A 22365-nucleotide genomic window follows, 5' to 3' on the forward strand; every position below is an offset into this window, starting at 1 on the left:
ACCAAAACGGCCGTCAACGCCGGTGGTCTGCCGCGCCGTGCCGCGCCGTGCCGTGCCGCGCCGTACCGCGCCTTGCCGTACCGCGCCGTGCCGTGCCGTGCCGTGCCGTGCCGTGCCGCAGCATAGAATACCCCGCCCCTTGTAATAGTGTGTGTCACAGACTATCGCGTGATGCATGAACGACAATGAAGACAAGGCACTGGCCGCCCACGAACAGGAGCTGCGACGCGGCACCGTGGTCTTCGCCAGCCTCGTCGCCTGTCGACGGCCGCAGTACGGCTATTCACTGCTGACGACGCTGACCGAAACAGGCATCCCCACCGAGGCAAACACCCTCTACCCCCTGCTGCGGCGACTGGAGAAACAGGGCCTGCTCACATCGGTTTGGAACACCGAACAAGCTCGCCCCCGCAAGTACTACACACTCACCGACAGCGGCGCCGAAGTGGCCGCCGCACTGCACAGCCGCTGGCTCGAACTCAACTCCAGCATCACCAAGCTCTGGAAGGACGGCACACCATGAGTGCGCTCACCGAAATCTACGTCGACAACGTCACCCGCCACCTCCCCGAAGAGTCCCGCCCGGACATCGCCGCCGAGATCACCGCCACGATCGACGACATGGTCGACGCCCGCCTCGGCGAGGATGCCGACAGTTCCCCGGATCACACGGCGACTGTCGAACGCGAAGTCCTCGAAGAGCTCGGCGATCCCGTCGCGCTGTCTCGGGAGTACTCGAACTCACCACAGCATTTCATCGGCCCGAAATCGTACCCGCTCTTCCTCTGGAGCCTGCGCTGGATCCTGCCGGCCGTCGGCCTGCTGGCCATTCTCACGAATGTCGTGGTCACCCTCGCAACCTCCCCCGACGTCCAGATCGGCGAACTGATCGGCAAGACCGTCGGCAGCACCGTCACCGCGCTGCTGACCGCCTTCGCCGTCATCACGATCATCATCGGCCTCGGCGACCGCAGTTCGGACGGCGGCGCACCCGAAACGATGCGCAAACGGAAGTCGGGCACGTGGACGATCGATGATCTCGACCGACGTGGCTCCCACGGCAAGCAGATCCGCGCCGAGGCGGGGCTCGGGCTGGTCTTCATCGTCGCCCTGGCAACGGTCCCGCTCATCCCGACGACCCTGCTCTACGTCGGCCACCTCAACCGCGGAGGAACGTTCATCAACCCCGATCTCGGCGTCGGATGGCTGGTCGGCTACTGGGCGTTCCTCGCGCTCATGGCCTTGGTCGAGATCATCAAGTTCACGACCGCCTCGGCGAAACCGACCGTGGCCCTCATCGGCGGAATCGTCGACGTCGCGATGGCCGTCTTCCTCACCATTGCGCTGCTCACTCAGCCGGTCCTCCACCCCGAGCTCACGAACACCGCGAACGCCGACATCCAGCAGATCATCACGGTCATCGCGATCTGGATCATCACCGTCTGGGACCAGGTCAGCACCTGGCGGACCTATCGCCGCAATCGTCGGTGAGGTTGTGCGGTCGGGACGGCCACCTGCCGTCCCGATCGCACAGTTGCCGACCCGATCGCACACCAGCCGTCCCGGTCGCACAGCTGCCGAAAGGCCTCAGGGGCGGCGGCTGGCGATGACCGTGAACTTCTTGTTCCGGGCCAGCTGCTGACTCGGTCCGATGATCGATTCGAGACGATCCCGGTAGCGCAGATGCGAATTGAACACCGTGAGCACCTGCCCGCCCGGAGCCAGATGCTCGGCGGCCGTGGCCATGAGCGCCGCGGCCGTCTCTGTCTCGATGGTCGTTCCCTGATGGAACGGCGGATTGAGCAGGACCAGGTCGAATCCGCCCAGGCCCGCGAGCGCCGGCTCTTCCCGGTCCGCGGCATCACCGAGGATGATGTCAACGTCGACTCCGTTCGCCTCCGCTGTGGCCCTCGCCGAGGTGACCGCCGCCTTCGACACATCGACGCCGAATCCCGTATTCGCCCCCGAGGCCCGCATGGCCACGGTGAGCAGCCAACCGTTGCCGCAGCCGAGGTCGAGCACAGACTCCAGCGCTTCACCCGGGAGCAGCCCCAGCAGAGAGTCGATGAGCAGCTCCGAGCCCTCATCGCTCTTCGTCCCGGAGAAGCAGGCCCCATGTGCGCGGACTTCGAGCTCACCGACACCGCCGTGGGAGATCACTCCGCGGCGCGGGAATTCCGGCAGGCTCGGAGAGGACAGGGGGCGGCTGCCGATGATCATCCGGTGCTTGCCGACCCCGGGAGAGACATCGACTCGACCGAAGCCGCGGGCAAGTTCCTTGTTGACGCCGCGGCTCATCGCATCGCTGCGGCCGATGACGATGATGGTGCTCACGAACGGCTGCAGCACCGCGATCGTCTCGGTGAGCGCGTTCAGCGCCTTCGGAGCGTTGACGACGGCCCAGGTCTCCCCCACCGCGAGTTCGGCCAGTTCCGCGATCTCTCTGAGCTCGCTCACCGCCAGCACGGGTGCCGCTTCGGTACCGAGCTCTCCGGCTACTCCCGCGGAATCGCCGGCGCCGGCCGAAGACTCGACCGCCGCAGCCGAGGCCCGCGCCTCGTCGAGCCGGTCGTTGTATGTGCACACCTGCGTCAGACGGCTGAGCAGGGTCGCCTGCAGGCCGTGCCCATCATCGACGAGGATGAGGTTCTCAGGGACCTCAGCTGAGAGTTCGGCGGCGACGAAGGTGCCTTCGGTGTCTCGGCCCGAGACGTCGAGGACTCCGCAGCGGCGTCCGATGACGTAATCGATGAGCATCCGCGCCTGCGGCAGACCGGGCATGTCGCTCAGCCGGGGGTAAGCCGCCAACAGTTCCCGGCTGCGGTGGGCGGCGGCGGAGTCAGAGGGCAGCAGGGAGGCGGACATTCGATCAGTCTAAACCGAGCGGGCCGTGTGCCGCCTCCTCGCTTGTGTGCCGTCAATCACCGGCCGAGGCCCTCCCCGCAGAGTGAACAGCCACCCGTCCGAACTGGGCGGATATGCTAGTAGTTGAGAGAGCTTCGTCCAATGTCGCACCAGGAGAGATCATGACAATCCTCGTCGGTTATTCCCCGTCGCCCGAAGGCAAGGCCGCTGTCGAATTCGGCATCGAGCAGGCCCGCGCATTCGACGACGTCCTCGTCGTGCTCAATGCCGGAATCGGTGAGACCCCCGACGAACGCGGCGTCGCCACCAGCAAAGACATCGAGGAGCTCAAGGAGACTCTGAAGTCCTCCGACGTCTCCCACGAGATCCTTCAGTTCCTCCGCGGCAACGATCCCGTCGAAGAGCTCCTGGCGCTGGCCGAGGCGACCTCCGACACCCGCATGATTGTCATCGGTTCACGCCGCCGCTCCCCTGTCGGCAAGCTCATCATGGGGTCGACGGCCCAACGCATCATCCTCGACTCCGACGTCCCCGTCGTCTCGGTCAAGGTCGACCGACGGACGAAGAAGTAACCGCGGCGAAGGACTCCCGATACTGCGATGGGCTCGTCCCGACCGAGCGGCGGAAGTGCTCACGCAGCTGGGTCGCCGACGAATAGCCGACCTTCCGCCCGATCGTCTCGATCGACAGGTCGCTGACCTCGAGCAGCTCCTGTGCCGCGCGGATCCGCTCCTGCGTGATCCATTGCAGCGGTGTCGTTCCGAGCTCCTGCTTGAACCGCCTGCCCAGCTGCCGTACGGACACGTTCGCGTGCCGGGCCAGGGCAGGTGCGTCGATGTCCTCGCCGAGGCGGCTCGCCGCCCACTCGAGCGTGGCCGAGAGCCCCTGATCGGCGGCTGCGGGAACCGGCCGCTCGACGAACTGCAGCTGGTTTCCGCTGCGGGCCGGGGCGACGACCATTCTCCGCGCGATCATGCGGGCCGTCGTCGCTCCGATCTCGCGTCGGACGATGTGCAGACAGGCGTCGATCGCCGCAGCGGTGCCCGCGGCCGTGACGATCTGCCCCGCATCGGTGAACAGGTTGGCCTCGACGACGTCGATGCGTGGGAAATCGCGTGCCAACTGGTCGGCGAACAGCCAGTGAGTGCTCGCCTGACGACCATCGAGGAGGCCCGCGCCGGCGAGCAGGAAAGCACCGCTGCACAGTGAGACGATCACGGCACCCTCCGAATGGGCACGGCGGAGGGCTGCCCGTTCCGCCTCGGTGCCGGTGTGGGGCAGGCTGGCGCTGACGATGACGACGTCGGCGCCGCGAAGGCCCTCGAGACCGTGCGTGGACTCGATCCTCACCGTGGAGACGTGCTTCGTCTCCAACCAGCGCGGTCCGTCCTCCGAGCAGACGCGGAAGTCGATCGGCGGTGACCCGACTTCCGTGCGATCGATCCCGAAGACCTCGGCCGTAACGCCGAATTCGAAGAGTGAGAGCCCATTGCGAACGAGTACTGCTGCGGTGAACATGGTCCCAGTATGACCGAAAACCGGTGAGGCGTGTCATTTAAGACACTCGTGGTTCTCTGCGATCGACGGTTGAGTGGAGTCATGACTTCACGACGCACCTCTGCGACCTCGGTCGCACCATCACAATCGTCTGCACCGAGGTTCCCCGACGGACACCATACGGGGTGGGCGAGGATCTGGTCACTCGGACCGGGCGTGGCCGCAGGTCTGTCATCCATCGTCGGAGCCGGACTCATCGCGGTGCCGGCCGCCGTCCTGCATGAGTCCGGAGGCGCGGCCGCTCTCACCTGGATCATCGCGGCGCTCGTCTGCCTGCCCATGCTCATGCTCTTCCGCGACACCGTCACCGCCTCGGGGCACAGCGCCGATCCTCTTCGCGAGACGATCAGGGTCGGGCTGGGGCGTCGTCCCGCGGAGATGGTCCCCCTCATGTTCTCGATGGTCGTGGTCGTCGGACTGCCCTCGGGGTCCGTGATGGCGGCGCGGAACCTCGCGGCCATCATGGCCATCGACGTTCCCGAGATCGCGATCGCCGCCGCGCTCATGGCCTTCGCCGTCGTCGTCAATCTGCGCGGCCGGTCGCTGGGCAGCACTGTCGAGCGCGTCGGCGCGGTGGTCCTCGTCATCGCCATCGTCGCGGTCGTCGCCTGGTCTCTGCTGCACCCGAGCCGAACGCCCGACGTCGTCCCCGACATCCCCGAGCTGGCCCTCATCCCCGCCGGGGCGCTCATCGCGTTCTGGGCGTTCATCGGCTTCGAGAATCTCACCTTCCTCGCCCGTGAGCTGCCGGATCCACGGCGTGACTTCGCCCCGGTGGCGATCATCTCGCTGGCACTGCTGCTGGTCCTCGTCCTCACCCTCACCGTGGCCGTTCAGGCGCAGTCGAGCCAGGTCGATCCGGTCACCGGGATCGTCGACGCTCTGCGGTCCACGCCGTGGGGAGGAGTCGCCGCAAGCGTCCTGGCCGCCATGGGGATCCTGGCGATCACGCTCAATGCCGTGGCCTGGACCAGGGGCGTGGCCACCATCGTCGCTGTGGCCGCGACGGAGCGGATTCTGCCGCGGTCCTTGGCCGTCGAAACCGGTGCGACGCCGCGCCGGGCCATCCTGGTCCTCAGCGTCGGATTCACGGTGTCGCTGGTGATTCTCCTGGTGAGACCGGATCTCGTCGTCGACATGATCGGCGCGGCCAGCGGCGTCTTCGTCATCATCTACATCATGTGCATCGTCGCCTACGTCCGCACCGCCGGACTGCGAGTGTGGAGCGTGGCCAATCTCGCGCTCGTCCCGCTCATGGCATGGTCGCTCATCGCATCGGGGCCCCGCGCGATCTTTCCCGTCGCGGTCTTCCTCGTCGCCGGTGCGGTCACCCTCGCCCGGGCCCGAAACCGAGCTTGAGGTCCTTCAGTCACCGACGATGGCGGCGACCAGGGCGTCGACGTCCTCGGTCGTCGTATCGAACGCACACATGAGGCGGACGATGTCCTTGGCCAACGGCCAGTCCGCGAAGGCGAACGTCTGCCGGGCCCGGGCGGCCACCTCGGCGGGCATCCGGACGAACACGACGTTCGACTCGACCTTCTGCACGATCTCGAGCCCGGGGACACGGCCGCGTTCGGCCGCCTCGGCGAGTCTGTGGGCAAGGTGCTGCGCCATCGCATTCGACCGGGTGGCGGAGTTGCGCCACAGATCGCCCTCGTACAGTGCGTTCAGCTGAGCGGAGAGGAAGCGCATCTTCGAGGCCAGCTGCAGGTTCATCTTGCGCAGGAATCGCATTCCGTGGCCGATGTCGGGGTTCAGAACGACGACCGCCTCGGCACCGAGCAGGCCGTTCTTCGTTCCGCCGAGGCTGAGGATGTCGACTCCGACCACAGTCGTGATGTCGCCGAGTCCGACGCCGAGGTGGGCGGCGGCATTGCCGAGTCGGGACCCGTCGACGTGGAGGATCATGTCGTTCTCGTGCGCGGTGGCCGCGATCGCCGCGATCTCGTCCGGGGTGTAGGTCGTGCCCCATTCGGTGGACTGGGAGATGCTCACGGCCAGCGGCTGCGCATTGTGTTCGTGGCCGCGGCCGATGATCGCACCCGTGATGGTTTCGGGGGTGAGTTTGCCGTTCTCGGTGGCGGCACCGACGATCTTGAGTCCGCCGACCTTCTCCGGGGCTCCGGTTTCGTCGTAGTTGATATGCGCCGAGGCGGCCGTGATCACTGCGGCCCACCGCGGCAGCGCCGACTGCAGGGCCAGGACATTGGCTCCGGTGCCGTTGAAGACGGGGAACGCCTGGGCCTCGGGCCCGAAATGGTGGGCCATGATGTCGCGGAAGCGCTGCGTCCACGGGTCGCCGCCGTAGCCGGGTGTGTGGCCGACGTTGGCCTCGGCGATGGCGGTGATGACTTCGGGGTGGACTCCGGCCCAGTTGTCGGAGCCGAAGTTGCGCGGGTGCGCGGTCGGTCTGGTGTCGACGGGCGGGGCGGCGGTGCCGATGTCGGGGAGGATGTCCGCGGGGTTCGTCGACGGCGTTGTCTGATCAGGTGTCTGGGAGTTCACGATCTCAGACTAGTACGTGCCGCGCGAGGTGTGCGGTGCGGTCCACGCGCGGCGAATTGTCCGGAGTGGAGTCGCCGGCGTCACGCACCTCTCCATACACCCGCTGGCTCAACGTGCATGCGCAGAGCATGTGCGCGCTGCGCCCGCACGTTGACCCAGCTGTTGCGCACCGCCACAATCGGCGCAGTTCATCCTCCAAAGACAGCAGCTGGCTCAAAGTGCAGGAGCAGAGCATTTATGCCGTGCGCCTGCACTTTGAGCCAGCTGGTATGCACTGAGGGCGAGCCAGCCGGTCGAAATCGGCTGGCCCGCCCTCAGCAGCGGTTGCGTCTCACGCGACTCAGGCGAGGAGTCCGCGCATGAGTTCGGCGGTCTCGGTCGGGGTCTTGCCGACCTTGACGCCTGCAGCCTCGAGGGCTTCCTTCTTGGCCTGAGCGGTTCCCGAGGAGCCGGAGACGATGGCGCCGGCGTGGCCCATGGTCTTGCCCTCGGGAGCGGTGAAGCCTGCGACGTAGCCGACGACCGGCTTCGTCACGTTCTCCTTGATGAAGGCGGCAGCACGCTCTTCGGCGTCTCCGCCGATCTCGCCGATCATGACGATGGCTTCGGTGTCAGGATCGGCCTCGAAGGCTTCGAGCGCATCGATGTGCGTGGTGCCGATGACCGGGTCTCCGCCGATGCCGATGGCGGTCGAGAAGCCGAGGTCACGCAGCTCGTACATCATCTGGTAGGTCAGGGTGCCGGACTTCGAGACGAGGCCCAGCTTGCCCTTCTTCGTGATGTTGGCCGGGATGATGCCGGCCAGCGACTCACCGGGGGTGATGATGCCCGGGCAGTTGGGCCCGATGATGCGGGTGGCGTTTCCGGCCGCCTGCGCACGAGCCCAGACCTCGGCCGAATCCTGCACGGGAATGCCCTCGGTGATGATGACGAGCAGACCGATCTTCGCGTCGATGGCCTCGATCGCGGCGTCCTTGGAGAATGCCGGCGGCACGAAGGCCACGGACACGTCAGCACCGGTGGCTTCCATCGCCTCGGCCACGGTTCCGAACACGGGGAGTTCGACCTCGTTGCCGGCCTGGTCGTTGTGCTTCACAGTGGTGCCGGCCTTGCGGGCGTTGACACCGCCGACGACGTTCGATCCGGCGGCGAGCATGCGGGCGGTGTGCTTCGAGCCCTCTCCGCCGGTGATGCCCTGGACGATGATCTTCGAATCGGAATTCAGGAAGATAGACATTGTTGTAAAGACCTTTCCTTACTTGGCAGCAGCCAGTTCGGCGGCCTTGTCGGCTCCACCGTCCATCGTGTCAGTGAGCGTGACGAGCGGGTGCGCGGCCTTCTGCAGGATGGCGCGTCCCTCTTCCACGTTGTTGCCGTCGAGGCGGACGACGAGCGGCTTGGTGGCCTGGTCGCCGAGGATCTCGAGTGCCTTGACGATGCCGTCGGCCACGGCGTCACAGGCGGTGATTCCGCCGAAGACGTTGACGAAGACGGACTTCACCTGATCATCGCCGAGGATGACGTCGAGTCCGTTGGCCATGACCTCAGCCGAGGCGCCGCCTCCGATGTCGAGGAAGTTCGCGGGCTTGACGCCGCTGTGGTTCTCACCTGCATAGGCGACGACGTCGAGGGTCGACATGACCAGTCCTGCGCCGTTGCCGATGATTCCGACCTCACCGTCGAGCTTGACGTAGTTGAGGTCGAGCTTCTTGGCCTTGAGTTCCAGCGGGTTCTCTGCGCTGATGTCGCGCAGCTCCTCGTGCTCTTTCTGGCGGAAGTCGGCGTTGTCATCGAGCGAGACCTTGCCGTCGAGGGCGATGATGTCACCGGCACCGGTCTTGACCAGCGGGTTGACCTCGACGAGGGTGGCGTCTTCCTTCTCGAAGACGGTCCACAGGCTGGTCAGCACGGGGGCGACCTTCGCGGCGGTATCGGCGTCGAAGCCGGCCGCCTCGGCGATCTCTGCCGCCTTGGCATCGTTGATGCCGTCGATGGCGGAGACGGGGATCTTGGCGAGCGCTTCCGGACGTTCCACGGCCAACTGCTCGATCTCCACTCCGCCTTCCTTCGAGCACATGGCCAGGTAGGTGCGGTTGGACCGGTCGAGGAGGACGGAGAAGTAGTACTCCTCAGCAATGTCGGCACCTTCGGCGATCATCACCTTTTCGGTGATGTGGCCCTTGATGTCGAGACCCAGGATGTCCTTGGCGCGTGCCTCGGCCTCATCGGGGTTCTTGGCGACCTTGACGCCGCCGGCCTTTCCACGGCCGCCGATCTTGACCTGAGACTTGACGACGACGACACCGCCGCCAAGATCTTCGGCTGCCTTCTTCGCTGCTTCTGGCGTCGTCGCGACCTGGGCCTTGAGCACGGGCACTCCGTGCTTCTCGAACAGGTCACGTGCTTGATACTCGAAAAGATCCACGTGTATTCCTTCGCTCTCACTGCCGGGTGGTTGGCCCCTGCAGGTTCGTTGACGGATGCAACAACCAAGGACAACCATATTCCCAAACGCACCCGTCCATCCAACCTTGCAGATTAAATGGACCCTGAGCGTAAGGAATCTCTCGTCAAAAAGTATCTTTGCTCTCAAGATTCTTGATATGGACGTAAAATCGATTCATGGACGAAGTGGATCGAATAGTCGCAGCCTGGCGACGTGAGCGTTCGGATCTCGACGTCTCCCCGATGGAGATCCTCTCCCGAGTCTCGCGGCTGGCTAGGCAGTTGGACCTGGCACGGAAGGCGAGCTTCGCCGATTACGGAATCGAGGGATGGGCCTTCGACGTGCTCTCCGCCCTCCGCCGAGCCGGTGAGCCCTATCAGCTCTCCCCCTCGACGCTGCTGCAGGAGACGCTTGTCACGAGCGGCACCATGACCAATCGCATCGACCGCCTCGTGGCCCGCGGATGGGTGGAGCGTCGCCCCGATCCGGGTGATCGCCGCGGAGTGCTCGTTCACCTCACCGACAGCGGCCGCGCCACCGTCGACTCCGCCCTGGCGGACCTGCTCGTGAAGGAGCGCGAGATCCTCAGCGGCCTCACCCCCGCCGGCAGTCGCAAACTCGCCGGGCTGCTGCGCGAGCTGTCCACCGGCTTCGACGGCGGCGAGGACTGAACCCCAGTCACACCTGCCCAACCACAGGCACGGACGCACGAAACCCACCCGAACCCCAACGACGAGGACCCAACCATGAACGACGACCTCACGAATTTCACCGGTGCACAGCCGCCTCGGCGAGAGCCCATCCACGGTCATTACGTCGATCTCGAGCCCCTCGATCCTGCCGTCCACGGCGATGATCTGTTCGCTGCGGTCTCAGTTCCCGACGGGATCGAGGAGCGGTTCCGCTACCTGCCGCAGTCTCCGCAGACCGAACGCAGCGACTTCGATACCTGGATCGCCGAGGCGGCCACCTCCTCGGATCCCCTCTTCTTCGCCGTCGTGGACCGATCCACCGGTCGAGCCGAGGGGCGGCAGGCACTGATGCGCATCGACACCGCCAACGGGGTCATGGAGATCGGGCACATCCTCTGGGGTCCGGGGCTGCGGCGGACGCGAGCAGCCACCGAGGCGCTCTTCCTCTGCGCCGATCTCGCCTTCGCCTCCGGTTTCCGACGGTTCGAGTGGAAGTGCGATGACGCGAACGCCCCGTCGAAAGCGGCCGCCGAACGCTTCGGGTTCACCTTCGAAGGAGTGTTCCGGCAGCACCTCGTGTACAAGGGCCGCAACCGCGACACCGCGTGGTTCTCGATCATCGACAGCGAATGGCCGGCGCTGCGATCGGCCTATGAGCAGTGGCTCGACGAAGCGAACTTCGATGCCGCGGGCGGCCAGCGCCAGAGCCTGCGCGAACTCATCGCCGCAGCGCGCCGCGGCTGAGGCCTCGCACCTGCGCCGCTTTCGCCGCATCGCCGCGCGTCCACCCGGTCTCGGGCCGTCCCGCGCATTAGGGTGGAAGCGACACCATTTGGACGCTGAGACACCTCGAGGAACCATGCGACTTCGCCCCCTTGCCCTGCTGTCCGCCGCAGCACTGCTGGCCACGACGACGGCCTGCGTGTCGACTCCCGATGAGACCCGACCCCAGCCGCGCCCCTCGGTGAGCAGAGAAGAAGTCACCCCAATCGAGAAGCCAGACGATGCACCGAAGGTGTCCATCGTCGATTCCTCGCCAGGTGGGGCGAAGGACACCGACCCGCTGTGGCAGGGCCTCGCCGAGGCGGCCGAGAAGAAGACCGAGGCCTACCTCAAGGTCTACGTGCACACCGGCAACCCGGAAGTCCCCGACTCCGGCGAGACGACCGTGACCGCCGACAGCCCCGACAGCGTCAGCGTCACCGTCGACTCGAAGAACGTCGACGACGGTGCCTCCCCGTTCCTGCTCATCCACGGCACTTTCGAGGTCGAGGAGATCGGCAACTCGGCCTACACACTCAAGACCGTCGATGACGAAGACATTCCAGAGCTCGACCCGAAGGGCCCGGATGACGCGAAGCGCTGCACCGCCGATGATGCCCAGGACCGCATCGGCCTGGCCGCCGACGACCTCGCCGAGGATCCCGGTCGTCGCGAGGAGTTCCGCCAACAGTGGGGCGGTTCGCCGCGCGTTTGGTGGGGCATCCAGATGACAGCCATCAGCCTCGGCGAAGAGGGCGGGGTCGCCGGTGACTACCTCACCGAAGCCTGCGGAGAGTTCCTCCAGTAATCTCCGGGCACTCCTCGCCTCGCCTTGGTGCAGCCGGCGGCGTCGTCACCCGGCGTTCTGCGTGCGACGATGAGTTCATGAAGATCGCTGTCATCGGAGCTGGAATCGGCGGACTCTCAGCGGCCGTGGGACTGCAGAGGGTCGGCGCCGAGGTCACCGTGTTCGAACGTGCCCCCGAAGTGAGGGCCGGTGGTTCGGGACTGTCGATCTTCGCCAACGGGCTTGCCGCGCTGGAGTCTCTCGGTCTGCGTGAGGCGTTCGACGCCGTGACCGATGCCAGCGTCGAAGGTTTCGCCGCGGGCCAGCGTCTTGCCGACGGCCGCTGGATCGCTCAGGTGCCCAATGATTCCGTCGGTGCGCTGCGCATCGTCGACCGGGCCGACCTCCACCGCATCCTCCTCGATGCTCTGGCTCCTGGGACAGTGCGCACCGGCACCGAGGCGACGGCGACCGGCACCGATGGAACGCTGACTATCAGGGCCGGGTCCGCCGAGGAAGCTCCCACGACGGAGTCGAAGGCAGAGCGTTTCGACCTCATCATCGGCGCCGACGGTCTGCGCAGCCGGGTCCGCACCGTCGTCGACGGTGAACTGGTGGCACCGCGGTACTCCGGGTATTCCGCGTGGCGGGGCATCACCTCGGTGCCGGTGGATCTGTCCGGCGAGGCCGGGGAGCCGGTCGGGCACGGACGCCGATTCGGCATCGCTCCACTGGCCGACGGCCGCGTCTATTGGTTCGCCGTGGCGAATATGCCGCAGAACGCGGTCTTCGCCGATGAGAAGGCGACGATCGAGCAGATGTTCACAAGCTGGCACTCCCCCATCGCCGATCTCATCGCCGCCACCCCCTCCGATGAGATCCGCCGCACCGCGATCTCCGACCTCTCCCGCCGGTTGCGTCATTATCACCGCGGCCGAGTCGTCCTCCTCGGCGATGCCGCGCATGCGATGACGCCGAACCTCGGTCAGGGAGGAGGTCAGGCCCTCGAAGACGCGGCGACGCTCACCGTCCTGCTCGCCCCGTTGCTCGCGCGCCGCCGATCCGGCGGCGCTGCCGAATCATCGGCCAAGACCGTCGCTGCGGCACTGGGCCGCTATGACTCGCTGCGCCGCCCGCGGACGCAGTCGATCGCCCAGAAGTCTCGGCTGATGGGGCAGGTGTTCCAACTCGAATCGCCGTTCTTGGCGGGCCTGCGCAACGCCGTTTTCTCAGCGGTTCCCTCACGACTCATCGCCGCTCAGGCTGCGAGCGTCCAGAAATGGTCACCGCCGCCCTTGTGAGGCTGCCGGCCGGCTGCCGCTGGCGCACTGCGGACGGCGCTGTCGGTCGGAATCCGCCCAGCCAGCACCGCTGACATGAATTAAGTGTGCGCAGATTGCCATTCTGACGCTGTTTTTGGGCAATCTTGGCACAGTTAACGGATTCTCCCAGCGGTGGTGGGTGGTTGCAAAGGCTCGAATTCGAAAGAACGCAGGTCGCCATCGGATACACAGCGCAGAATTCAGGTCGGTATCGGATACTTCTCTCGCTCGAAAGTATCCGATAACGACCTACATCCGGACGAGTACCCGCTTAAACCCGCCTAGTCGGTCAGGGCGCGGTTGTAGGCGTCGACGACGGCGGGCAGGAAGAAGCCCAAGAGCACGGCTATGGCGGTGACCAGGCAGGCCAGCCCCAGCCACAGGGAACCGCCGATGACGCTGAAGGCGAAGACGATGACGAGCAGCTCGAAGGCGATCGCCGCCGGACGCGCCCACCGATGCAGACGCCAGGCGCCCCGGGCCGCGGCGCCGACACCGGCCGCGAAGATGAGGAACATGACGGCCAGACCGATCAGCGAAGCCGCCAAGGGGCCGGCGGTGATCGCGGTGATGACGAACGACACCGCCGCACCGACCAGGGCCAGCGCCTGCATGCCGAGGACGCTCACGGGCAGAAGCATCGCCCGTGGGGTCGGAACGCCGTGTCCCTCAGGCTCCGGTGAGGCACCAGACGCTGCGGCCCGGTCATTGTGTGAGCTCAAATGGTCACCCGGGCGAATCCGGGGATGAGGATCTCGTCGAGCATGCGCTCGCGCACATCCAGCGGCAGGAAGGCAGCGGTGATGGCGTTGACCGTCGCCCATTCGAGGTCGGTCTGGTTCCAACCGGCCTCATCGACGAGCAGACGCATCTCACGCGACACGGAAGTGCCGGACATGAGTCGGTTGTCCGGGTTGATGGTGACCGCGAAGCCGAGATCCTTGAGCCCCGTGATCGGGTGGCTGGCGATGGTGCCGCCGATATCGGTCTGCAGGTTGGAACTCGGGCACAGTTCGAGCGGGATCTGCTGATCGAGGACCCAGGCGGCGAGGCTGCCGAGCTGCCCCTGACCGTCGACGATGTCCATGTCCTCTACGATGCGCGCACCATGGCCCAGACGCTGGGCGTGGCAGATGGTGACCGCCTCGTGGATTGATTCCTTGCCGGCGGCCTCACCGGCATGGATCGTCACCGGCACATATGCCTGGTGCAGGGCGTTGAAAGCGGAGAGGTGCGCAGACGGCGGGAAGCCGTTCTCGGGTCCGGCGATGTCGAAGCCGACGACACCGGAATCCGCACCCTTCTCACGATGGCGGATGGCCAGTTCGGCGATCGCCAGCGAGTTGTCGGCCTGGCGCATGGCCGTGATGAGCTGTCCGACGCGGATGTATTTGCCCTCGGCCGCGGCCTCGGAGACGCCGGCTTCCAGACCGTCCTGGACGGCTTCGACGACGGCGTCGAGTTCGAGTCCGCCTTCGAGGTGCTGTTCGGGAGCCCACCGGGCCTCGGCGTAGAAGACTCCGTCGGCCACCTGGTCGAGGACCCATTCCTTGGCCACGCGGCGCAGGTTGTCCTCGCTCTGCATGACCGCCACGGTGTGCGAGAACGTCTCGAGGTAGCGGACCAGGTCACCGGAGTTCGCGGACTCCGAGAACCACCGGCGCAGCGATTCGACATCGGAGGCGGGCAGGGTGTGACCGATCGAGTCGGCCAGTTCGAGCATCGTCGACGGGCGCAGACCGCCGTCGAGGTGATCGTGGAGGGAGACTTTGGGCAGCTGCAGGATGGGGTCGTCCGATGCGACGCCGGCGGGTACATTCATCACCATCTCAGCTTATCCGATGCGGCGCGCGCCCCTCATCCTTTCTCCGGGTCGATCTCCCCGCTCTTGATCCGCTCGCGCAGGTCCGTGATTCCGCGTCCGGCGTCGGAGACACGGGAGAGGAATCCGTCCTCGGCGACGATGCGCACTCCCCCGTTGTCGAGGGTGCCCCAGTAGCGGCGGTCGGCGACGCGGAATCCGCCGATCTCCTCGGGCCCGGTCGTCGGGGCGGGGGCCACCTCGTCGGGGTTCTTGCTCTGAGGCCAGTCGGGGAACATCGTGCGCAGTCCGCGGCGCACGTTCGGCTCCACGGTGGCTACGATCGCCTTGGAGAACCCGCCGGCGGTGCCGTACCAGACGACCTTCGGCAAGCTCGGTCCCTCGTCGTCGCCGTCCGGGTCCTGTGTGGCCGCGGTCAGCTCGGTCCGCTTCTCATCCGCCGAGGTGACCACCCCCATCGCGGCCGCCGATCCGAAGGGAACGAGCACATCGACATCGGCATCGAAGGACCGTTCGAAGTAGTCGTTCCCGGCGTCGCGGGCATCGTCGATCGCCCGAGGCGAACCGTTCGCCGAGGCGGCCCCGCCGGAGGAGGGACGGTAGGACTCCGCCTTCGGCAGGTCCTCGTCCTTCTCCTTGTTGTACAGGTCGACCCCGGCGTCGAAGGCGGCCAGAATACGTTCGGACTGGGGGAAACCGTGCGCGACGACGACCCCGACCTTCCCCGTCTCCGAGGCGATGGCTGCGGTGTAGCCGGCGATGAACGCGGGCGGGACGAGGTCGAAGTCCATGCTCAGCACGTTCTTCGGCAGGTCATCGGTGCCGCTGGAGACCCCGAGGAACAGATCGTCGGAGTGGGCGGCGGCGAAGTCCGCGAGTTCGTCCGCTCCCCCGGGTCCGATCACCGTGGTCAGGGCACAGTCGTTTCTGTGCATCCGATCCAATGCCGCCGAAGTGGCCGACCCACCCGAGACACGTTGACTCGAGGTACCCGAGAAGACCCCGGCTCCACGGGCCAGTTCCGCCTCCTCGAGGGTGAGCGCACCGGCCGAGTGATCGTCGAAGCCGGCCGGGGCCGAGACGAGGCAGCCGAGCCGTTCCTCTACGAGGGCCTCGGGAGTCGTGCCGGAGCAGCCGGTCAGCACCAGGGTGCCCACCGCGGCGAAGGCGGCGATGGAGGTGCTGCGGACTCGGAGACTCATGACATCAAGATTATCGGCCCGCCGTCTTGGCCGGGTAATCAGCGTGGACAGCCGGCGCAGCGAAGCAGCCGCCGATCACTGTCGAACGGTCGCCGACCGTGACTGGTCGATCAGCGATCGCGGTCGAGGACCTTGAGCGCGGTGGCGGTGAACACGCGGGCGGCGATCTCCACGGCGCGTTCGTCGATGAGCAGATCACCCTGGTGGATGTCGTAGGTGATACCGCCGGGTGTGCGGGTACCCAGCCGGATGAGCGCACCCGGGCAGTGGGTGAGGTACCAGGCGAAGTCCTCCCCGCCCATGGACTGCGGGGTCAGCTGCACGGAGTTCTCGCCGAGTTCCCCGCGGACGGCGGATTCGATGAGGGTGACCTGGTCTTCTGTGTTGACCACCGGGGGGACGCCTCGGCGGTGTTCGAGGTCGACCTCGACTCCGTACGGTCCGGCGATGCGGTCGACGAGCTCGGGCAGCACCTCGGCGACCTGGTTCCAGCCGTCGACGTCGAGGCAGCGCAGGGTTCCGCGCAGGATCCCCTCGCTGGGGACGACGTTGGCGGCATGGCCGGCGCTGATCTCGCCCCACACCAGGGAGATCGCGTGCCGCGGATCGATCAGCCGGCCCAGGGTCGAGGGCAGGTCGGTCGCGAGCTTGCCGAGCGCATAGACGAGGTCTTCGGTCAGATGGGGACGGGAGGTGTGCCCGCCGTGACCGGAGAGGCGGATGATGACCGTGTCGCCGGCAGCGGTGATGGCGCCGATGCGCGAACCGACCTTGCCGATGTCGACGTTCGGGTCACAGTGGACGGCATAGACCTCGGGCACATCGTCGAGGACACCCTGCGAGATCACGCGCAGCGCACCACCCGGGGTGACTTCCTCGCCGGGCTGGAAGATCAGTCGCACCCCTCCGCCGAGGCCGCCGGGCCGTGATTGATCGATCTTCTGCAGGGCGATGCCGGCGCCGATGAGGGAGGTCAGGTGGACGTCGTGGCCGCAGGCATGGGCGACGCCGGGAACGGTGGAACGGAATTCCTCATCGATGAGGTCATCGACGGGCAGGGCGTCGATATCGGCTCGCAGCCCCACGGCCACCGGACCCTCGCCGACCTCGCAGACGACCCCGGTGCCTTCGAGGCGCTGGGGTCTGAGACCTGCGGCCTCGAGGCGGGCGACGATCTTGTCGGTGGTCTCGAACTCCTGGAAGGACAGTTCCGGATGGGCATGGATGTCGCGGCGGAAATCGATGAGTTCTGCACCGATCTCAGCGATTGTCGAGCTGATCACGTCGGGTCCTTCAGGGCGGGGAGGTCGGGGATGGGCGATGTCGAACATTTCAAGCAATGTTAGGCACTCGATGTCATAAATGTGCCCATTGCGACCAATTTCGACATACTTCGCATCCTGCTCCCCGCCCTCGCCGAGGCGACCGCCCAGTTCATATCCGCCCACCCCTGGCACGCACGACCAGGTCGAGCTCAGTCCACACTTGTCGTGCCCGGCCAGGTTCGCATCCGTCCGCCCCGGAGGCGGGCGTCAGGATCAGAGCAGTTCGTCGAGTCCGCGCTCACCGGCGACGGACACTGCCTTCTTCACATCCTGGGCGTGTGAACGGGAGGTGATGAGCAGGACGTCGTCGGTGTCGACGACGACGAGGTCTTCGAGTCCGACGATCGCCACCGTCCTCGGTCCTTCGGAGAACACGACTCCCGAGGCATCGACTTCGAGCAGGTCGGTGTTCCCGCCGATCGAGATCACTCCGCGCGGCTCCCCGGGAACCGGCTGGCGCAGTCGGGCCACCGAGTCGAAGTCGCCGACGTCGTCCCAGCCGAAGTCACCGGGGATGACGATGACACGACCGGCCGCGGCCGCGGGTTCGGCCACCACATAGTCGATGGCTCGCTTCTCCAGTCCGGGCCACACGGCACTGAGGACCTCGTCATGATCTGGGGTGTGCCAGGCCTCGGCGATCCGGGCCAGCCCGGAGTAGAGGGCGGGGTCCTCCTCGGCGAGGATGTCGAGAAGGGAGGATGCCTTGGCGATGAACATGCCTGCGTTCCAGCGGTAGCGTCCGGAATTCACATACTGACGAGCCGTGCTCGCCTCCGGCTTCTCCGCGAATGCCAGCGCCCGCCTGGCCGTGGGCGCCCCGTCGAGCCCGAGCAGCTCACCGGTCTCGATATAACCGTAGGCGGTGGCGGGATTGCGGGGCATGATGCCGATGGTGACGATGTCACCGGTCTCCGCGGCAGCGACGGCCTGGTCGATGACGAGTCGGAATTCGTCGACGTTCGTGATCGAATGGTCGGCAGAGAACGAACCGACGATGGCGTCGGGGTCCTCGCGGGCGATGATCATGGCCGCCAGTCCGATGGCGGCGGCAGAGTCCTTCGGGGAGGGTTCGGTGATGATCTGGCCGCGGGCGATATGCGGCAGCTGTTCGGCGACCTGATCGAAGTGGCTCTCGCCGGTGACCACCCAGACTCTGTCGTCGCCGACGAACGGCGCGACCCGGTCCCAGGTGGCCTGGAGGAGGGTGCGACCGAGGCCGAGGACATCGTGGAGGAACTTCGGCGTCGCCCGGCGAGACAACGGCCACAGGCGCGTTCCGGATCCGCCGGCGGGGATGATGGCGTGGAAGTGCGTGTTCACGGTCTCAGTGTCTCAGAGTTCGGGCACACCTTCCCCGACGTTGTCCGCCGTGTCGGATGAGCCAATCCCCAAGGCTCCGGTGGGGATCTCCCCACCTCAGGGCCGCCTCGGTGATGGTGCGCCTCAGTTCCTGGGCCGCCCAGGTCAGGACGAGAGCGCAATAATTTAGAGCACACGACTATGATGTAATTGAAATTTCGTGAGACACGAAATCCCAGTTTTGAGGGAATTGCCAGGGTTGCGGTGTGATCCGGGACGCTCAGCTGTGTCTCGACTGGCACCGAAGCGGTCTTCGGCGTAGTTTCTAGACGTACACACCCGAATATTCAAGATGGAGGATGCTCCGTGGCCAAAGCGTCTACGGGCACTCTGTACCGAGGAAACGAAGGAATGTGGTCCTGGGTCGCGCATCGCGTCACAGGCGTCGGAATCTTCTTCTTCCTTCTGGTCCACGTGCTCGATACTGCACTCGTCCGCGTCTCGCCCGAGGCCTACAACGCAGTGATCGGAACCTATAAGACACCGGTCATGGCATTCGGTGAGATCGCGCTCGTCGCCGCCATCGCATTCCATGCGTTCAACGGTCTGCGCGTCATTCTCGTCGATTTCTCGAAGAGTGGCCCGAAAAACCAGAAGAAGCTGTTCTGGGGAGTCATGATTGTGTGGCTCATCATCATGATCGCCTTCATTCCCCGCCAGCTGATGCACACCTTCGGAGGCTGACATGAGCACAACATCCATTCCGGCTCCGCGGACCGGCTACTCCCGGCACAAGTCGACGCGTTCGAAGTTCGAGATGTTCGCATGGCTGTTCATGCGCATCTCCGGCGTCGTGCTCGTCATCCTCATCTTCGGCCACCTGTTCGTGAACCTGTGGGCCGGCGACGGCGTCCAGGCCATCGACTTCGGCTTCGTCGCAGGCAAGTGGGCCAGCCCGTTCTGGCAGATCTGGGATCTGCTCATGCTGTGGCTGGCGATGCTGCACGGCACCAACGGTCTGCGCACCATCATCATGGACTACTCCGAGAAGCCCGGCACACGCATGTCCCTGCAGGTGATCCTCTACATCGCCTCGGTCATCGTCATCGTGCTCGGCACGCTCGTCATCTTCACGTTCGATCCCTGCCCGGCCGGAGCGGACCCCTCGGTCCTGGCTGAGTTCTGCAAGGCCTAAAGGAGAAACATGCAGGTACATCATTACGACGTCGTCATCGTCGGTGCCGGCGGCGCCGGCATGCGTGCGGCGATCGAGTCGGGCCAGCGTGCCCGCACCGCCGTTCTCACCAAGCTCTACCCCACCCGTTCGCACACCGGAGCCGCCCAGGGCGGAATGTGCGCCGCACTGGCGAACGTGGAAGAGGACAACTGGGAATGGCACACCTTCGACACCGTCAAGGGCGGTGACTACCTGGTCGACCAGGACGCCGCCGAGGTGATGGCCAAGGAAGCCATCGACGCCGTCCTCGATCTCGAGAAGATGGGGCTGCCGTTCAACCGCACCCCCGAAGGCAAGATCGACCAGCGTCGTTTCGGCGGTCACACCCGCGACCACGGCAAGTCCGCTGTGCGCCGCTCCTGCTACGCCGCCGACCGCACCGGTCACATGATCCTCCAGACCCTGTACCAACAGTGCGTCAAGCACGGTGTGGAGTTCTACAACGAGTTCTACGTCCTCGATCTCCTCATGACCGAGGTCGACGGGGTCAAGCGCCCCGCAGGCGTCGTGTCCTACGAACTGGCCACCGGTGGGATCCACGTCTTCCAGGCCAAGTCGGTCGTCTTCGCCACCGGCGGTGTCGGCAAGGTCTTCAAGACCACCTCGAACGCGCACACCCTGACCGGTGACGGCATGGCCGTGACCTACAACCGCGGAATCCCGCTGGAGGACATGGAGTTCTTCCAGTTCCACCCGACAGGCCTCGCCGGCCTGGGCATCCTGCTCTCCGAGGCGGCTCGCGGTGAGGGCGGCATCCTCCGCAACTCCGAGGGTGAGCGCTTCATGGAGCGCTACGCCCCGACGATCAAGGACCTCGCTCCGCGTGACATCGTGGCCCGTTCGATGGCCAACGAAGTGCGCGAAGGCCGTGGCTGCGGGCCGAACAAGGACTACGTCCTGCTCGACCTCACCCACCTCGAGCCCTCACACATCGACGAGAAGCTGCCGGACATCACCGAGTTCGCCCGCACCTACCTCGGTGTGGAGCCCTACACAGAGCCGGTGCCGGTCTTCCCGACCGCGCACTACGCGATGGGCGGCATCCCGACGAACATCGAGGCCGAAGTCCTCGCAGACAACGACACCGTCATCCCCGGCCTCTACGCCGCCGGTGAGTGCGCCTGCGTGTCGGTGCACGGTTCGAACCGTCTGGGCACGAACTCGCTGCTCGACATCAACGTCTTCGGCAAACGCGCCGGCATCGCCGCCGCGGAATACGCGAAGACCGCCGAGTCCGTCGAACTGCCCGAGAACCCGGCGAACGACGTCGTCGAGATGCTCGAGAAGATGCGCACCTCGGACGGCACCGAACGCATCGCAGCGATCCGCAAGGATCTGCAGGACATCATGGACGCCAACGTGCAGGTCTTCCGCACCGACGAGACTCTGCGTGAGGCACTCGATGAGATCGCCAAACTGCGCGAGCGCTACAACAACGTGGGCATCCAGGACCGCGGCAAGCGCTACAACCTCGATCTGCTCGAGGCCGTCGAGCTCGGCTTCCTGCTCGAGCTCGCCGAGGTCATCTCTGTCGCCGCCATCCACCGCAAGGAATCGCGTGGAGGACACTTCCGCGAGGACTTCCCGGATCGTGACGACGAGAAATTCATGCACCACACGATGACCTACCTCGATCCCGAAGCGGAGACCGACGGCATCAAGGGCATGCGTCTTGAGACGAAGCCCGTCATCGTCACCCGTTACCAGCCGATGGAGCGTAAGTACTGATGAGCACCGATACCACCCCAGAGCCAGCGTCGAAGATCGACCTGCCGACACATGTGTCAGGCGAAGGCGGGTCCATCCCGTCCTTCGACTGCACCTTCCGGATCGCTCGCTTCGACCCCGAGGTCGATTCCGAGCCGCACTGGGAGGAATACAGCATCACGATGTACGGCACCGACCGTGTGCTGGATGCTCTCCACAAGATCAAGTGGGAGATCGACGGTTCGCTGTCCTTCCGCCGGTCCTGCGCCCACGGCGTCTGCGGCTCCGATGCGATGCGCATCAACGGCCGCAACCGCCTGGCCTGCAAGACGCTGCTCAAGGACCTCGACACGTCCAAGCCGATCACCGTCGAGGCGATCAAGGGCCTTCCGCTCGAGAAGGACATGATCGTCGACATGGAGCCCTTCTTCCAGTCGTACCGCGAGGTCATGCCGTTCCTCGTCACCTCGGGACACGAGCCCACGCGTGAGCGTCTGCAGTCCGCCGAACAGCGTGCGGCCTTCGACGACACCACGAAGTGCATCCTCTGCGCTGCGTGCACCTCGTCGTGCCCCGTGTTCTGGACCGACGGCCAGTACTTCGGTCCGGCCGCGATCGTCAACGCGCACCGTTTCATCTTCGATTCGCGTGACGAAGGCGGAGACATGCGTCTCGAGGTCCTCAACGACAAGGAAGGCGTGTGGCGCTGCCGCACCACCTTCAACTGCACCGAGGCCTGCCCTCGCGGCATCGAGATCACCAAGGCCATCGCCGAGGTGAAGCAGGCGATCCTGCAGCGCGCATTCTGATCGCGCCAGCCTGATCCGGACT

Annotated in this window: 22 protein-coding genes; 12 read left to right on the top strand and 10 right to left on the bottom strand. The window is 65.9% G+C overall.

From position 1 onward, the window contains the following. The first annotated feature begins 175 nt into the window (after positions 1-175). Both BI49514_RS12465 and BI49514_RS12470 read left to right on the top strand, forming a co-directional pair. Positions 176-523, top strand: a complete 348-nt coding sequence (locus BI49514_RS12465) for a PadR family transcriptional regulator (protein ID WP_101546841.1) — start codon at positions 176-178, stop codon at positions 521-523. Beyond that, the gene (locus tag BI49514_RS12470) at positions 520-1491 is read left to right on the top strand and encodes an HAAS signaling domain-containing protein (protein ID WP_101546842.1); all 972 of its coding nucleotides are present in this window, start codon (positions 520-522) and stop codon (positions 1489-1491) included. Before BI49514_RS12465 ends, BI49514_RS12470 begins: the two co-directional genes overlap by 4 nt. Before the next feature lie 96 nt (positions 1492-1587). Here the strand turns inward: BI49514_RS12470 and BI49514_RS12475 are convergent, their stop codons facing one another. Further along, positions 1588-2865: a class I SAM-dependent methyltransferase gene (locus BI49514_RS12475; RefSeq protein ID WP_101546843.1), complete on the bottom strand. Its 1278-nt coding sequence runs from the start codon at positions 2863-2865 to the stop codon at positions 1588-1590. A gap of 161 nt (positions 2866-3026) precedes the next feature. Between BI49514_RS12475 and BI49514_RS12480 the strand changes: the two genes are divergently transcribed. Further along, entirely contained in the window at positions 3027-3437 is a 411-nt protein-coding gene (locus tag BI49514_RS12480; RefSeq protein ID WP_101546844.1) for a universal stress protein, read from the top strand. On the opposite strand, the gene BI49514_RS12485 is transcribed toward BI49514_RS12480, so the two are convergent. Beyond that, entirely contained in the window at positions 3409-4383 is a 975-nt protein-coding gene (locus tag BI49514_RS12485; RefSeq protein WP_101546845.1) for a GlxA family transcriptional regulator, read from the bottom strand. The genes BI49514_RS12480 and BI49514_RS12485 overlap by 29 nt on opposite strands. 81 nt (positions 4384-4464) lie before the next feature. On the opposite strand from BI49514_RS12485, the gene BI49514_RS12490 reads away from it, so the two are divergent. After that, a complete protein-coding gene (locus BI49514_RS12490; RefSeq protein WP_101546846.1) occupies positions 4465-5781 on the top strand; it encodes an APC family permease in 1317 nt (438 codons plus the stop codon). Between the two features lie 6 nt (positions 5782-5787). On the opposite strand, the gene BI49514_RS12495 is transcribed toward BI49514_RS12490, so the two are convergent. From BI49514_RS12495 to sucC, 3 genes are all read right to left on the bottom strand, one after another. Beyond that, complete coding sequence (locus BI49514_RS12495) at positions 5788-6867, bottom strand: threonine aldolase family protein (protein WP_167444035.1); 1080 nt, start codon at positions 6865-6867, stop codon at positions 5788-5790. A 403-nt stretch (positions 6868-7270) separates the two neighbouring features. After that, the gene (gene sucD, locus BI49514_RS12500; RefSeq protein WP_101546848.1) at positions 7271-8167 is read right to left on the bottom strand and encodes a succinate--CoA ligase subunit alpha; all 897 of its coding nucleotides are present in this window, start codon (positions 8165-8167) and stop codon (positions 7271-7273) included. Positions 8168-8185: 18 nt separating this feature from the next. After that, positions 8186-9355, bottom strand: a complete 1170-nt coding sequence (gene sucC / locus BI49514_RS12505) for an ADP-forming succinate--CoA ligase subunit beta (protein WP_101546849.1) — start codon at positions 9353-9355, stop codon at positions 8186-8188. Positions 9356-9552: 197 nt separating this feature from the next. On the opposite strand from sucC, the gene BI49514_RS12510 reads away from it, so the two are divergent. The 4 genes from BI49514_RS12510 (at position 9553) to BI49514_RS12525 (ending at position 12918) form a co-directional block, all read left to right on the top strand. Continuing rightward, the gene (locus BI49514_RS12510) at positions 9553-10047 is read left to right on the top strand and encodes a MarR family winged helix-turn-helix transcriptional regulator (RefSeq protein ID WP_101546850.1); all 495 of its coding nucleotides are present in this window, start codon (positions 9553-9555) and stop codon (positions 10045-10047) included. A 75-nt stretch (positions 10048-10122) separates the two neighbouring features. Next, complete coding sequence (locus BI49514_RS12515) at positions 10123-10812, top strand: GNAT family N-acetyltransferase (protein WP_101546851.1); 690 nt, start codon at positions 10123-10125, stop codon at positions 10810-10812. Positions 10813-10927: 115 nt separating this feature from the next. Then, positions 10928-11638, top strand: a complete 711-nt coding sequence (locus tag BI49514_RS12520) for a hypothetical protein (RefSeq protein ID WP_101546852.1) — start codon at positions 10928-10930, stop codon at positions 11636-11638. Positions 11639-11715: 77 nt separating this feature from the next. Then, on the top strand, positions 11716-12918 hold the full coding sequence (locus tag BI49514_RS12525; RefSeq protein ID WP_101546853.1) for an FAD-dependent monooxygenase: 1203 nt from the start codon (positions 11716-11718) through the stop codon (positions 12916-12918). 302 nt (positions 12919-13220) lie between these two features. Here the strand turns inward: BI49514_RS12525 and BI49514_RS12530 are convergent, their stop codons facing one another. From BI49514_RS12530 to BI49514_RS12550, 5 genes are all read right to left on the bottom strand, one after another. Next, positions 13221-13661: a hypothetical protein gene (locus tag BI49514_RS12530; protein WP_244195169.1), complete on the bottom strand. Its 441-nt coding sequence runs from the start codon at positions 13659-13661 to the stop codon at positions 13221-13223. Next, positions 13658-14767, bottom strand: coding sequence for an adenosine deaminase (locus BI49514_RS12535; protein WP_101546855.1), 1110 nt, complete (start codon positions 14765-14767; stop codon positions 13658-13660). The genes BI49514_RS12530 and BI49514_RS12535 overlap by 4 nt, the downstream gene beginning before the upstream one ends. Positions 14768-14796: 29 nt before the next feature. Next, positions 14797-15963, bottom strand: coding sequence for a BMP family ABC transporter substrate-binding protein (locus BI49514_RS12540; protein ID WP_101546856.1), 1167 nt, complete (start codon positions 15961-15963; stop codon positions 14797-14799). 110 nt (positions 15964-16073) lie between these two features. Next, positions 16074-17246, bottom strand: a complete 1173-nt coding sequence (locus BI49514_RS12545; protein ID WP_101546876.1) for an amidohydrolase — start codon at positions 17244-17246, stop codon at positions 16074-16076. 255 nt (positions 17247-17501) lie between these two features. Further along, positions 17502-18611 (bottom strand): mannose-1-phosphate guanylyltransferase, encoded by a 1110-nt coding sequence (locus BI49514_RS12550; protein WP_101546857.1) that lies wholly within the window; start codon positions 18609-18611, stop codon positions 17502-17504. 345 nt (positions 18612-18956) lie between these two features. On the opposite strand from BI49514_RS12550, the gene sdhC reads away from it, so the two are divergent. The 4 genes from sdhC to BI49514_RS12570 are packed head-to-tail and all read left to right on the top strand — an operon-like array spanning position 18957 to position 22343. Continuing rightward, complete coding sequence (gene sdhC / locus BI49514_RS12555) at positions 18957-19334, top strand: succinate dehydrogenase, cytochrome b556 subunit (protein WP_092011973.1); 378 nt, start codon at positions 18957-18959, stop codon at positions 19332-19334. Between the two features lies 1 nt (position 19335). Next, complete coding sequence (locus tag BI49514_RS12560; RefSeq protein WP_025778711.1) at positions 19336-19785, top strand: succinate dehydrogenase hydrophobic membrane anchor subunit; 450 nt, start codon at positions 19336-19338, stop codon at positions 19783-19785. A gap of 9 nt (positions 19786-19794) precedes the next feature. Continuing rightward, positions 19795-21555, top strand: a complete 1761-nt coding sequence (sdhA, locus tag BI49514_RS12565) for a succinate dehydrogenase flavoprotein subunit (RefSeq protein ID WP_101546858.1) — start codon at positions 19795-19797, stop codon at positions 21553-21555. Beyond that, complete coding sequence (locus tag BI49514_RS12570; RefSeq protein ID WP_101546859.1) at positions 21555-22343, top strand: succinate dehydrogenase iron-sulfur subunit; 789 nt, start codon at positions 21555-21557, stop codon at positions 22341-22343. The genes sdhA and BI49514_RS12570 overlap by 1 nt, the downstream gene beginning before the upstream one ends. The last annotated feature ends 22 nt before the right edge of the window (positions 22344-22365 follow it).

Source organism: Brevibacterium iodinum ATCC 49514, from assembly GCF_900169265.1.
Taxonomy (GTDB): Bacteria; Actinomycetota; Actinomycetes; order Actinomycetales; family Brevibacteriaceae; genus Brevibacterium; species Brevibacterium iodinum.

Bases quoted from the DNA above. Each gene is read 5' to 3' on its own strand.
- BI49514_RS12465 (WP_101546841.1), top strand. From the start codon at position 176: ATGAACGACAATGAAGACAAGGCACTGGCCGCCCACGAACAGGAGCTG.
- BI49514_RS12470 (WP_101546842.1), top strand. From the start codon at position 520: ATGAGTGCGCTCACCGAAATCTACGTCGACAACGTCACCCGCCACCTC.
- BI49514_RS12475 (WP_101546843.1), bottom strand. From the start codon at position 2,865: ATGTCCGCCTCCCTGCTGCCCTCTGACTCCGCCGCCGCCCACCGCAGC.
- BI49514_RS12480 (WP_101546844.1), top strand. From the start codon at position 3,027: ATGACAATCCTCGTCGGTTATTCCCCGTCGCCCGAAGGCAAGGCCGCT.
- BI49514_RS12485 (WP_101546845.1), bottom strand. From the start codon at position 4,383: ATGTTCACCGCAGCAGTACTCGTTCGCAATGGGCTCTCACTCTTCGAA.
- BI49514_RS12490 (WP_101546846.1), top strand. From the start codon at position 4,465: ATGACTTCACGACGCACCTCTGCGACCTCGGTCGCACCATCACAATCG.
- sucD (WP_101546848.1), bottom strand. From the start codon at position 8,167: ATGTCTATCTTCCTGAATTCCGATTCGAAGATCATCGTCCAGGGCATC.
- BI49514_RS12510 (WP_101546850.1), top strand. From the start codon at position 9,553: ATGGACGAAGTGGATCGAATAGTCGCAGCCTGGCGACGTGAGCGTTCG.
- BI49514_RS12515 (WP_101546851.1), top strand. From the start codon at position 10,123: ATGAACGACGACCTCACGAATTTCACCGGTGCACAGCCGCCTCGGCGA.
- BI49514_RS12520 (WP_101546852.1), top strand. From the start codon at position 10,928: ATGCGACTTCGCCCCCTTGCCCTGCTGTCCGCCGCAGCACTGCTGGCC.
- BI49514_RS12525 (WP_101546853.1), top strand. From the start codon at position 11,716: ATGAAGATCGCTGTCATCGGAGCTGGAATCGGCGGACTCTCAGCGGCC.
- BI49514_RS12535 (WP_101546855.1), bottom strand. From the start codon at position 14,767: ATGGTGATGAATGTACCCGCCGGCGTCGCATCGGACGACCCCATCCTG.
- BI49514_RS12540 (WP_101546856.1), bottom strand. From the start codon at position 15,963: ATGAGTCTCCGAGTCCGCAGCACCTCCATCGCCGCCTTCGCCGCGGTG.
- BI49514_RS12560 (WP_025778711.1), top strand. From the start codon at position 19,336: ATGAGCACAACATCCATTCCGGCTCCGCGGACCGGCTACTCCCGGCAC.
- sdhA (WP_101546858.1), top strand. From the start codon at position 19,795: ATGCAGGTACATCATTACGACGTCGTCATCGTCGGTGCCGGCGGCGCC.
- BI49514_RS12570 (WP_101546859.1), top strand. From the start codon at position 21,555: ATGAGCACCGATACCACCCCAGAGCCAGCGTCGAAGATCGACCTGCCG.